Here is a 12173-nt window from a genome sequence, read left to right on the forward strand (position 1 = left end):
ATGATCGTGTAAATAACGGTCTTTCAGGATAAATAAAAACTCGGTCCCGCCAAAAATAGAGCTTAAACGAAGCTGGTCGCCGCCGGTAAACATCACCACATCTGCTTTTTTGATGCGTGCTAAATAAGCAGGGTTGGCGGCATCTTCGCGGCTGCGGATGTCCAGCACGTTTACGTTCTCCACATCAAGTTGGTTAAAAGCTTTGATATACTCTTCGCCAACCAGTTCCGGGATTTGGGAAGCTGTGGTAACGACTTCAACAATAGAGTTTTCTGTATGGGCAGATTCTGTAATGATCCGTTTTAAAATTCCATGCTCAAAAAACCGGAGGTGGTCTGGCTGTTTGATGTTTTCCAAGGCACTGATGTTCGTACCCAAGTCAACGGCACCGCCTATAATTACTAATTTGCCTGTTGGTATGCTCATCAATGAAAAATTAAAGGTATTTTTCCAAAGATAACGGCACGCAGCACGAATAGTTGAACGATAATTGTATTTTATATTCAAAAACTTATTTAATTGCAGGTGTTTCAACAAAAAAACAGGTATAAAAACAGCATTAACAGCATATATATTTTATGAAGATTGAAAAGATTCAGGTACTGAAAGGGCCAAATATTTGGAGCACTTACCGGAAAAAGTTGATACAAATGCGCCTGGACCTGGAGGAATTGGAAGAACAGCCAACTAATACGATTGTCGGTTTTTACGAAAGGCTGGAAGCTTTTATGCCTTCGTTGTACAGCCACCGCTGTTCGCCCGGTGTGCCCGGCGGTTTTTTTGCCAGGGTAAAAGAAGGGACTTGGATGGGGCATGTGATTGAGCATATCGCCCTCGAAATACAAAGTTTGGCCGGCATGGATACTGGTTATGGCCGCACCCGAGAAACGCATACCAAAGGTGTTTACTACGTAGTTTTTAATTATGAGGAAGAAAAAGTAGGCGTTTATGCAGCCGAAGCGGCCGTCAGGATTGCTAAAGCACTGATCAATAATTTGCCTTATGATTTGGAGGAAGATATCCAACAGCTTAAAAAAATCCGCGAGCAAACGCGTTTAGGGCCAAGCACAGGTTCTTTGGTAGAAGAAGCGATTGCCCATGATATTCCCTGGATCAGGCTAAACAATCAATCTTTGGTGCAATTGGGTTATGGCAAAAACCAGGTGCGCATCCGTGCAACCATGACCGAGCGCACCAGCAGTATTGCCGTTGATTTGGCCGGCAACAAAGAAGAAACCAAACGTTTACTGGAAGAACAAGCCATCCCCGTGGCAAAAGGCATGACCGTTACTTCTGTTGCAGGCGTTCACGAAGCCATCCGAAAAGTTGGTTTCCCTTTGGTTTTCAAGCCTTTGGATGGCAACCACGGGCGCGGCGCAACCATCAACGTAAAAACAGAACAGGAAGCTTTGGATGCTTTTGAACATGCCGCAAAGGTTTCCCGGAAAGTGATTGTAGAACGGTTTATTATCGGTTACGATTTCCGGATCTTGGTGATTGATTATAAAATGGTGGCTGCGGCACTACGCGTTCCGGCAAATGTAATTGGCAACGGAAAATCAACCATTCAGGAATTAATTGATATGGAAAACAGCGATCCGCGGCGTGGTTACGGACACGAAAACGTGCTGACCGAAATTAATATTGACCGCGACCTCTTAGATTTACTCGATAAAAGAAGCTATACTTTAGAAAGCATTCCGCCCGAAGGCGAACAAGTTTTCCTGAAATCCACCGCAAACCTTAGTACCGGCGGAACTTCGGTTGATGTTACCGATATGGTGCATCCGCAAAATATTTTTTTCTGCGAACGCATTGCGCGCATCATCGGCTTGGATATTTGCGGGATTGATATCATGGCCAAAAACCTTACCCAGCCTTTAACAGAAAACGGCGGCGTAGTGTTGGAAGTAAATGCTGCGCCCGGTTGCAGGATGCATTAGGCGTCTAGCGCAGATTTGCCTCGAAATATAGCGGCACCAGTGATTGATATGTTGTACCCTTACGGCAAATCCGCCCGCATCCCCATTATTGCTATTACCGGAACGAACGGTAAAACCACAACTACACGTTTAATTGCCCATTTGGTAAAAAACAACGGTTACCGGGTTGGTTTTACCACTTCGGATGGCATCTACGTTCAAAATACGTTGATGTTAAAAGGCGATACCACCGGCCCGGTGAGTGCAGAATTTATCTTAAAAGATCCAACGGTCGAATTTGCGGTGCTTGAAACGGCCCGCGGCGGGATTTTACGGTCGGGTTTGGGTTTTGGCCAATGCGATATCGGCGTTTTGACCAATATCCAGGAAGACCATTTAGGTTTGAACGATATCCATACGCTTGATGAATTATCCAGGGTAAAAGAAGTAGTGATCAATTCGGTGAAAAAAAGCGGTTGGGCCGTAATCAATGCCGATAATGAATACTGTGTTAAAATCGGCAAAAGGGCCGGTTGCCATGTGGTGTATTTCAGTATGGACGAAAACAACCCGATCATCGTGCAGCAATCCAACCTGGGCAATATTTCCTGCGTTTACGAAAACGGTTACATCACCATCAAAAAAGGCGGTTGGAAAATAAGGGTGCAAAAAGCAGCACAAATCCCGCTGACTTTTGGCGGAACGGTAAGCTTTATGATCCAAAATGTTTTGGCGGCCACGCTTACAGCTTTTGTTTGGGGTTTCCGTACCGAAGATATCAAAACTTCGCTCGAAACCTTTATCCCTTCAGCAGCGCAAACGCCCGGCCGGATGAATATTTTTCCGTTTAAAGATTTTAAAATTATGGTGGATTTCGCCCACAACCCGGATGGCTTTAACGGTATCAAACAGTTTTTGCAAACCATTGATTCTCCGCAAAAAATTGGTTTGATTGCCGCAACCGGCGACCGCCGGGACGAAGATATCCGCGAAATTGGGCGTATCGCAGCAGAAATGTTTGACCACATCATCCTTCGGCAGGAAAACCATTTGCGCGGCCGCAAAAAAGAAGAACTGTTAAAGCTGATGGAAGAAGGCGTTTTATCGGCAGAAAAAAAACCAACCTACGAAATTGCACCCGGGGAAATGGATGTGTTTGAACACGCCATCCGGATGGCAAAACCAAGCGCTTTTATTGTTGCTTTGAGTGATGTGGTTGATAATGCAATTGATGTCGTGCTGCGTTTTCAGGAAAAAGAACGTGCCGGAACGTTTATTTAACCTTTCGACGACTCAAATATTCGTGCCATAAAAGCATGGTGGCAATGGTACGATAAGGTTTCCAGGCTTCTGCAATTTGCAGAAGCCTTTCTTTTGAAGTTTCGGGCGGCAGGTTTTTCACTCGTTTGATGGCTTGGACAACGGCCAAATCGCCAATTGGGAAAACATCTGTGCGATGCAAAATAAAGATGAGGTAAATGTCCGTCGTCCAGTTGCCGATGCCTTTTATTGCGGTCAGTTTTGTCCGAACTTCATCGTCTGGCAACAAAACCAGTTCATCTAATTTTAAGTTTCCGCTTAAAATAGTTGCTGCTAAATCTCGGGCATAAACTGTTTTTTGCCGGCTAAAATAACAGGCTTTCAGTTCTTCATCAGTTAAAGCCAACAGGTTTTCTGCGGAGATTTGGCCAATTTTTTCTTTCAGTTTTTGCAGTGCCGATAAAGCTGAAGCCAGCGAAACCTGCTGTTCCAAAATGATATGTACTAATGATTCAAACGTGTTTGGCCTGCTCCAAAAAGGTGGATAACCGTACACTGAAATTATGGTGCTAAAAGAAGCATCGCGGTTGGCGAGTTCATTACAAAGCTGGTTTAGGTTTTGTTGGGTGAATGAAGCGGGCATCGGCTGTATTAAATGTTAAAGATTGAACATGCTTCGTTGCAGAATGATTTAATTTAGCAACCAATTTAAAATAATTTTGAATGACTCCGACTAATCCTTGCAACCGCCTTCAACCCATACTGTTTTTAGCACTGTTTTTTTGCTGCATTTCCGCTTGTTCTTCCCTCAAAAAAGTACCGGTAAAAGAAGTATCGGCAACCATCAGCAGCTTAAAATTTTTGGATGAATACGATTTGCCGTACAACCTGCAATACCAAAATACAACAGTCGGCGGTTTATCAGGCATTGATTACGATGCAAAAAACGATGTGTATTATATCATCAGCGATGACCGTTCGGAGATCAACCCTTCGCGTTTTTATACAGCTAAAATCAGCTTGGCCGGAAAAGAAATCAACAGCGTAAAACTCATCGCGGTAACTACTTTAAAACAGCAAAACAACCAGCCGTACCCGGATTTGAAGCAGCACACCAAAGAAACCGTTGACCCGGAAGCCATCCGCTATAACCCCAAAACCAATCAATTAATTTGGAGCAGTGAAGGTGAACGCATTGTAAAACAAGGAGATACAGTTTTGATTGACCCGGCTGTAAATATCATTTCTACTTCCGGGAAATTGATTAACACCTTGCCGTTGCCCAACAATTTAAAAATGCACGCAACAGAAACCGGGCCACGCAGAAACGGCGTTTTAGAAGGCTTGACTTTTGCCGATAACTACCAAACGCTGTACGTAAACCTGGAAGAACCGTTGTACCAGGACGGGCCGCGTGCTGACGTAACACCAAACAATGCCTTGGTCCGCATTTATAAATTTGATTGGAAAACGAAGCAAAACACGGCGCAATATGCCTACCAGCTTGAACCGGTTGCATATCCGGCAAAGCCTGAAAACGGGTTTAAAATAAACGGAATCCCGGATATTCTTTCCATCAACAAAAACCAGCTTTTAGTTACCGAGCGTTCTTTTTCTGACGGGAAAGAAGGTTGCGTGATTCGCGTTTTTCTGGCTGATTTAACTGGTGCGGACAATGTGGTGGATAATGCTTCTCTCCTAAAAAATCCGCCGCAACATTTGATTCGCAAAAAGCTTTTATTAAACATGGATGATTTGAAAATCTATATTGATAACGTGGAAGGAGCAACCTTTGGCCCGACTTTGCCAAACGGACATCATACAATCATTTTTGTGGCGGATAACAACTTTGCAAAGACGGAAAAAACGCAGTTTTTGCTGTTTGAGGTGATTCCATAAATTTTATTGATGCTTCTTTTATCGGATAAATTTATGTGTGCTTTTGTTAATAGTTTTTTGGATTAGGATTTCGGTCTTATAATCTCGAATTTTATTCCGATGAATAACTTACCTCCTTTAGCTGAGCGAATGCGGCCAAAAAGTTTGGACGATTACGCCGGTCAGCAGCATTTGGTTGGCGCAGGTGCCGTTTTGCGCAAAGCGATCGAATCTGGAAATATGCCTTCCATCATTTTGTGGGGACCGCCGGGCGTTGGTAAAACTACGTTGGCAAATATTATTTCTCAATCCTTGAGTCGGCCGTTTTTTGCGTTGAGTGCGATAAATTCGGGTGTAAAAGAAGTACGCGAGGTGATTGAAAAAGCTTCAATGCTGAAAAAAAGCGGACAACCGCAACCAATTTTATTTATTGACGAAATCCATCGTTTTTCCAAATCGCAACAAGATTCACTGCTTGGCGCGGTTGAAAAAGGCATCATTACGCTGATTGGCGCCACTACGGAAAACCCGTCTTTTGAAGTTATTTCGGCTTTGCTTTCCCGTTGTCAGGTTTATATTTTAAAGAATTTGACCGAGCAGGAACTCATCGGTTTACTGCAAAAAGCGATTGCTACCGATACTGTTTTTAGCACCAAAAAAATCGTGATCGAAGAATATGAAGCTTTGATCCGGCTTTCCGGCGGCGATGCGCGGAAACTGTTGAACATTTTCGAGCTTTTGGTAAATGCGTTAGACAGCGACGAAATTACCATCACCAATAAATTAGTACTCGATAACGTGCAGCAAAACATGGCTTTGTACGATAAGGCCGGCGAGCAGCATTACGATATTATTTCGGCCTTTATCAAATCCATCCGCGGTAGCGACCCCAATGCAGCAGTTTATTGGTTGGCCAGGATGATTGCCGGTGGCGAAGATGCTTTGTTTATCGCCCGAAGGTTGTTGATTTTAGCTTCGGAAGATGTAGGCAATGCCAATCCAAATGCGCTGCTTCTGGCCAATAATTGTTTCCAGGCAGTCAATGTTATTGGCTGGCCCGAATCGCGCATTATCCTTTCGCAAACGGTTGTTTACCTGGCCAATTCCCCAAAAAGCAATGCCAGTTACGAAGCGATTGGCAAAGCACAGCAATTGGTAACGCAAACCGGCGATTTGCCTGTGCCTTTGCATCTCCGCAATGCACCAACCAAACTGATGAAAAACATCGGCTACGGCAAAGAATACCAATATGCTCATGCTTTTGAAGGCAATTTTGCCGATCAGGAATATCTGCCCGATGCCATCAGCGGAACAAAATTGTACGAGCCGGGCAACAACCCAGCCGAAACGAAATTTAAAGAGCGATTGAAGAGTTTGTGGAAAGAGAAGTATAAGTATTAAGGTTTAAAAATCGTATAGACTTTGCAACCGCGACAAAATCTTTAAGTAAATTTGTTTTTGAAATAGTAAGTTATGATGACTTTGATTGTAAAAAACTTCAACGAAAAACATATTGGGCTTTTAAAAGAAATGGCTGATGCGCTAAATTTTTCTTTTAAAGAATTGGATAGTTTTCCAACAGAAACAGATGTTCAAAAGAATGCTATTTCTGATGCTGAAGAAAAGGAAATGACTTCTTTATCAATGCAGGCATCAACACAATCGCTAACAGAATTGTGGGACAAAGAAGATGATTGTTACTGGAATTCTTATCTCGAAAACCAATAGCTGATGCCATATAAGCAAGGCGATGTTGTATTGCTGCCTTTTCCGTTTACCAATCAGCAAGGATCGAAAGTAAGGCCCGGAATTGTAGTTTCTAATTCGTTGGTTAATCAAACATCGAAAGATGTGATTATTGTTCAGCTTACCACTTAAAATATAAAAGAACTAACGTTAGCTGTTGAAATAAATAGCCAACATTTAACGGTTCCTTTTAAAGTGCCGCATTCTACGCAATTTGTTTATTGCAAAAAAGTGTTGGTGATTGAACAGGAGTTGATCTTAAAAAAAATAGCTGAGGTTGATGATATTCAAAAATTGGATGAGATATTAACTACGATCAAATCTGTTTTTGAATTGGATAAGCAGCATTTAATTTTCCAATCATAACGATTAATTTTCTTGCTTCCGCTTTTTAAAATTGTAAATTACTTGCCGAAATCCCTTCGCCTATGACCAGCATTTTTATCCAGCACGAAATCAAATCCTTTTTGCGTACCGTGGGTGCGGGCAAAAGCATCGCCGTAAAAGTGGTGATGGGTATTTTAATTTTATACCTGTTGCTAAACGTGCTGGCGCTTGCTTTTTTTATGGACAAAGTTTTGGAAGCCATTTTCCCAAACGAAGACCTGGTTGTTTCCTTCTGCAAAATCATTTTATATTATTTTTTGGCCGATTTGCTTTGGCGTTTCCAACTGCAGGAACTGCCAACTTTGCAGGTTCAACCTTACTTGCATCTGCGCATCAAAAAAAATACGATTGTGCGGTATTTGTCGTTCGCCTCGCTGCTTTCGTTTTTTAATTTGTGGCCTATCATACTGTTTTTACCCTTCATTTTTAAGGTGATTTGGGTTGATGCCAGCCACACAACCGCTTTGCTTTTCATCATTGCCGTCATCGGTTTTACGGTTTTTAACAACTATCTCAGTTTGTTTATCAAGCGGAAATCAAACTTAAACGGCTGGGTTTATGTTGGTTTTGCGCTTCTGCTGGTATTGTTGGGCCTGGCCGATTTTTCCTGGCATTGGTATTCTATCCGCAACATCTCTTTTGCGTTTTTTAACGGTTTGATACAGCATCCCTATTATGTTTTGCTGCCGGTTGTTTTGGCTGCGCTGATGTATTACATCAACTTCAGTTACCTTAAAAATAATTTGTACCTCGAAGAGTTAGGGTCTAAAAAAACTATTTATAAAAGTAGTACCAACATCCCGTTTTTCAGCCGTTTTGGTAAAGTTGGCGATCTGGTTTCTAACGAAATCAAACTGATTTTAAGGAATAAAAGAAGCCGGTCTTCCATCGTGATGACCGGTGGTTTCCTGTTTTACGGCATCCTGTTTTACACCAACAAAAGCTATAGTGACAGCATGAAACTGTTTCCGGCAATTTTTATGACCGGCCTTTTCATCATCAATTACGGGCAGTTTATGTTTAGCTGGCAAGCCTCGCATTTTGATGGCATTTTAATCAGTAAAATTAGTTTCACGGATTTCCTGAAAGCCAAATTGTTACTCTTTACCACCGTTTCTACGCTGGCTTTTCTGCTCACGTTGCCTTACGTTTATTTTGGCTGGCACGTTATTTTCATCCATTTTGTAATGTATTTGTGGAATATCGGCGTAAATACCGTCATCGTACTCTTTTTTGCCAACCGGAACTACAGGCGCATTGACCTTTCTAAAGGCGCATCTTTTAATTGGGAAGGTGTTGGCGCTACACAATTGCTGCTGGGTTTGCCGTTAATTTTATGTCCTTACCTAATTTATTTGCCCTGCAAATGGTTAGGCCATCCGGATTTTGGGTTGATTTTGATCGGGCTGACAGGAATACTGTTTGTACTAACACACAGCTATTGGATTAAACAATTGGAAGCGGATTTTTACGAAAAAAAATATACCATTGCCGAAGGTTTCAGAAACAAATAATTATAAAGCAGTCTAAATTTTTAGGGTTCGGTTTGAATTTGTACCATAAAAAAATGCCATGCTTCTTTTACCGGGTAAAATTTGGTGTCTGCCTTATCTCAACTTAAAAACCAATGTCTCACATTTTTAGGTGGTAAAAGAAGCATCAACCTGAAAAAAGAGGGATAAAAAAATTTAAACAATTTCTATGATCAAAATTAAAAACTTAACAAAAACTTACGCCGGCGTTATGGTGGTTGATATTCCTGAATTGCATATCCAAAAAGGCGAAACGATTGGTTTGGTGGGCAACAACGGCGCGGGCAAAACCACACTTTTCCGCATGATTTTGGATTTGATACGGCCCGAAAGCGGCGAGGTTTTATCCAACGGAAAAAATGTGATGCACGATGAAACCTGGAAAAATTACACCGCTTCGTACCTGGATGAAGGCTTTTTGATTGATTACCTCACGCCCGAAGAATATTTTTATTTCATTGGTAGTTTGCACAACGAAAACAAGGTTTATGTGGATGAAAAGCTGGCCATGCTGACTGATTTTTTTAACGGTGAGATTTTACAAAAAGGCAAATACATCCGCGATCTTTCAAAAGGAAACCAGTGCAAAGTTGGAGTGGCGGCTTGCCTCCTGCAAAACCCCGAAATTTTAATGCTGGATGAACCTTTTGCCAACATTGACCCAACCACACAAATCCGCTTGAAAAACCTGCTCAAAAATTTAGGTGATAAAAACAGTATGACCACGATTGTTTCCAGTCATGATTTAAACCACGTAACCGATGTTTGCCAGCGCATTTTGCTGATGGAAAAAGGCCGGATCATCAAAGATATCCGTACCGATGTAAACACGCTGGCAGAACTGGAAAGCTATTTTGCGGTTTGATTGAGATGGAAACAGCACTTCGATATGCCACTGCCGATGACGTGCCCATGCTTCGTTTACTGGCAGAAAAAATATGGTGGCCAACGTATGCCGAAATTTTAAGCAAAGAACAAATTCGGTTTATGTTGGATAAGATTTATGACGAAGACAAGCTTCGTTTACAGATAGAAAATGAGGAACAAACGTTTTTGATTTTATCAGAAAATAATGTTTCCATAGGTTTTACCGCTTTTTCTGCAGATCAGGAAAACCCGCAATTGATGACGCTGGAAAAAATTTACTGTTTGCCCGAAATGCAGGGAAAAGGCTACGGCAAATTGCTCATCAATACCGTTGAAACCAAAGCGCGCGAAGCCGGAAAAAGCATTTTACAATTGTATGTCCACCGGCAAAACAAAGCCCGCAACTTTTATGAAAAGCTAAATTTTAAGGTGGTAAAAGAAGTAGACCGGCCGTTGGGGAAATTTTTGCTGACGGATTTTGTGATGGAGAAGAAGGTGTAGAATATGTTTTTATTTAGGCTTCTTTTTCAATGCTTCAATATCTCCTAAATCTTTTGCCCTTCCTGATGCTTTTTTATTTGCAATAAAATCAGTGATGTTGATGTACGAAATTTTAAGTTCATCTACTTCTGCATCTATTTTTCCTTTGTATGCATCATCAAAATCAACACCGGATATAGAATTTAAAATGTCTATTCTTAAAGGAGGATGACCTAATTGTGTAACGTGGTTTTCCTTTACAAAATCCTTTTGGGCAAGTCTCAAAGAACCAAATCCAAAATCTTTTAAAACTTCCACCATTTTATCGGCATTTTCAATGCTTGGCTTAATCCATATATCCAAATCACCAGTATGCCTTGGTTGTCCATGAAAAGCTAAGGCGTGAGCACCAACTATCATATACTCAACTTGATGAGCGTTTAATAATTCAATAAAATCTACAAAGTCCTTTTCAAAAATCATAAAGTTCGTTGGGATACTACTTTTTCAATTTTTTCAGGATAAAAGCCATTTAACCAAGTATAGTAGTTAACCCTTAATCTGGTAACTTCTGCAAGTCTTTCTGTTAAACTTTTAGATTTCCAGAATTGAACATCCAAATAATCTTCATCTTCCATTTTTACATGGTTAACTACCATTGCCATTTTTCTTTCCATACTTAAATATACTAAAAACAAAAATGTGTTTTAGGTTGATTGAAGAGAAAAATTCTACTCCTCCAACTTCGGAATCCGTTTCGGCGTATCCTTTCCATCCACAATGCTTCTCGAACTTAAAGCAATGGCGCGAATGGTTGCCGTAATATTATTTACATCCAACGAACTGAATTCGTCTTTTACGCTGTGGTACAATTTGTCCGAATCAATCTGATCGGTGGAAATGGTGTGCGCCGGAACGCCAACTTTGGCCAGCGAAGCATTATCACTGCGGTAAAATAAGTTTTGTTCGGGATACGGATCAGGATAAAATTTAAAGTTGGTGCCTTCCAAGTTTTTCTGCAAAATCGTGCCGAAATCAGAACGCTCAAAACCGGTGATAAAAGCAGTATTTTCTCCGAATTTAGAAGCTTTGCCAATCATTTCGATATTAAACATCGCTACTGTTTTTATCGGGTCAATTTGGGTGGCAAAATAAGCTGAACCATATTCTCCTATTTCTTCGGCCGTAAAAGCCACAAAAATTAAAGTACGGGCATTGTTGTTCAGCTTTTTGTAGTATTTGGCCAGTTCAATTACGGCTGTTGTTCCGCTGGCATCGTCGTCGGCGCCGTTGGCAATCGAATCGCCTGCAACCGGTTTTATAATCCCTAAATGATCGTAATGGCCGGAAAAAACCACGTATTCTTCTTTCTTGATTTTTCCCGGGATCATTCCTGCAATGTTAAACAAAGGCAGTTTTTCTACTTTGCCGGTATATTTTACGGCATAAGCTTTTACATCGGTAAAATCGCCCAGAACAAAAACCAATTGTTTGTTGGTGTTTAGTTCTTTGCTAACGTTGCCGCTGTTGTTGCGTGCTGCAATGCGTTTAAACAAAGCTTCAAACTGCGGGTCAACCAGTACCAGCATTTTTTTATTGCTGCTGATGATTTTGGAATATTCTGTCCTGAAATTCTTTTCAGCGCTAATTTTTACAATTTCTACATCTGCATCATTGCTCCAATTAAACGAAGCAGAACTACTTTGCACGGTTACGTTTTCTTTTGGCACAATTGTATTACCAATGGAAGCTGAAACTTCTACCGGCGTGCTTTTGTACATGCTAAAATTTTGGCGGTAATCTTTATTGCCCGTAAGCGGCAGCAAACCGATGTTTTTGTATTCGTTTTCGATAAAACGTGCTGCTTTTTCGATGCCAGGCGTAAAGGTTGCGCGGCCTTGCATATCATCTGCCGAAAGTGTTTTGATCACGCGTTCCACATCGGCTTTAACAATTAGTTGTTCGGGTTTTTGAGCAAAGGTCTGGCAATTTATTCCGATTAATAGCAGCAGCAGTTTAAATTTCATAAAGGAGAAAGAATAATAGCAAAGATGATGAAAGGTGAAAGCGAATGTTATATCAAAAGCAATGCTTCTTTTAT

At 41.2% G+C, this 12173-nt stretch carries 14 protein-coding genes; 10 read left to right on the forward strand and 4 right to left on the reverse strand.

The window, feature by feature from the left end; translation table 11 throughout:
• The first annotated feature begins 578 nt into the window (after positions 1 to 578).
• Together Q0192_RS13395 and Q0192_RS13400 are read left to right on the forward strand one after the other, a co-directional pair.
• On the forward strand, positions 579 to 1943 hold the full coding sequence (locus Q0192_RS13395) for an ATP-grasp domain-containing protein (RefSeq protein ID WP_299289996.1): 1365 nt from the start codon (positions 579 to 581) through the stop codon (positions 1941 to 1943).
• 15 nt (positions 1944 to 1958) lie between these two features.
• Positions 1959 to 3203 carry a Mur ligase family protein gene (locus Q0192_RS13400; protein ID WP_299289997.1) on the forward strand — a complete coding sequence of 415 codons (1245 nt, stop codon included), beginning with the start codon at positions 1959 to 1961 and terminating at the stop codon, positions 3201 to 3203.
• Here Q0192_RS13400 and Q0192_RS13405 read toward each other — a convergent pair.
• Positions 3196 to 3825: a DNA-3-methyladenine glycosylase 2 family protein gene (locus Q0192_RS13405; RefSeq protein WP_299289998.1), complete on the reverse strand. Its 630-nt coding sequence runs from the start codon at positions 3823 to 3825 to the stop codon at positions 3196 to 3198. The genes Q0192_RS13400 and Q0192_RS13405 overlap by 8 nt on opposite strands.
• Positions 3826 to 3905: 80 nt before the next feature.
• Here Q0192_RS13405 and Q0192_RS13410 point away from each other — a divergent pair, with 80 nt between their 5' ends.
• The 8 genes from Q0192_RS13410 (at position 3906) to Q0192_RS13445 (ending at position 10093) form a co-directional block, all read left to right on the forward strand.
• Positions 3906 to 5081 (forward strand): esterase-like activity of phytase family protein, encoded by a 1176-nt coding sequence (locus Q0192_RS13410; RefSeq protein ID WP_299289999.1) that lies wholly within the window; start codon positions 3906 to 3908, stop codon positions 5079 to 5081.
• A gap of 99 nt (positions 5082 to 5180) precedes the next feature.
• Positions 5181 to 6461: a replication-associated recombination protein A gene (locus tag Q0192_RS13415; RefSeq protein WP_299290000.1), complete on the forward strand. Its 1281-nt coding sequence runs from the start codon at positions 5181 to 5183 to the stop codon at positions 6459 to 6461.
• A 72-nt stretch (positions 6462 to 6533) separates the two neighbouring features.
• Positions 6534 to 6788 (forward strand): hypothetical protein, encoded by a 255-nt coding sequence (locus Q0192_RS13420; protein ID WP_299290001.1) that lies wholly within the window; start codon positions 6534 to 6536, stop codon positions 6786 to 6788.
• A 3-nt stretch (positions 6789 to 6791) separates the two neighbouring features.
• Complete coding sequence (locus Q0192_RS13425; protein WP_299290002.1) at positions 6792 to 6938, forward strand: type II toxin-antitoxin system PemK/MazF family toxin; 147 nt, start codon at positions 6792 to 6794, stop codon at positions 6936 to 6938.
• A 105-nt stretch (positions 6939 to 7043) separates the two neighbouring features.
• Entirely contained in the window at positions 7044 to 7172 is a 129-nt protein-coding gene (locus tag Q0192_RS13430; RefSeq protein ID WP_299290003.1) for a hypothetical protein, read from the forward strand.
• 62 nt (positions 7173 to 7234) lie between these two features.
• Complete coding sequence (locus tag Q0192_RS13435) at positions 7235 to 8707, forward strand: DUF5687 family protein (protein ID WP_299290004.1); 1473 nt, start codon at positions 7235 to 7237, stop codon at positions 8705 to 8707.
• 187 nt (positions 8708 to 8894) lie between these two features.
• Positions 8895 to 9590: an ABC transporter ATP-binding protein gene (locus tag Q0192_RS13440; RefSeq protein ID WP_299290005.1), complete on the forward strand. Its 696-nt coding sequence runs from the start codon at positions 8895 to 8897 to the stop codon at positions 9588 to 9590.
• Positions 9591 to 9595: 5 nt separating this feature from the next.
• On the forward strand, positions 9596 to 10093 hold the full coding sequence (locus tag Q0192_RS13445; protein ID WP_299290006.1) for a GNAT family N-acetyltransferase: 498 nt from the start codon (positions 9596 to 9598) through the stop codon (positions 10091 to 10093).
• A 9-nt stretch (positions 10094 to 10102) separates the two neighbouring features.
• On the opposite strand, the gene Q0192_RS13450 is transcribed toward Q0192_RS13445, so the two are convergent.
• The 3 genes from Q0192_RS13450 to Q0192_RS13460 are packed head-to-tail and all read right to left on the reverse strand — an operon-like array spanning position 10103 to position 12099.
• Positions 10103 to 10555 (reverse strand): hypothetical protein, encoded by a 453-nt coding sequence (locus Q0192_RS13450; RefSeq protein WP_299290007.1) that lies wholly within the window; start codon positions 10553 to 10555, stop codon positions 10103 to 10105.
• A complete protein-coding gene (locus tag Q0192_RS13455) occupies positions 10552 to 10749 on the reverse strand; it encodes a hypothetical protein (RefSeq protein ID WP_299290008.1) in 198 nt (65 codons plus the stop codon). Before Q0192_RS13455 ends, Q0192_RS13450 begins: the two co-directional genes overlap by 4 nt.
• A gap of 54 nt (positions 10750 to 10803) precedes the next feature.
• Complete coding sequence (locus tag Q0192_RS13460; protein WP_299290009.1) at positions 10804 to 12099, reverse strand: M20/M25/M40 family metallo-hydrolase; 1296 nt, start codon at positions 12097 to 12099, stop codon at positions 10804 to 10806.
• Positions 12100 to 12173 lie beyond the last annotated feature (74 nt).

It is taken from the genome of uncultured Mucilaginibacter sp., assembly GCF_937859865.1.
GTDB lineage: Bacteria > Bacteroidota > Bacteroidia > Sphingobacteriales > Sphingobacteriaceae > Mucilaginibacter_A.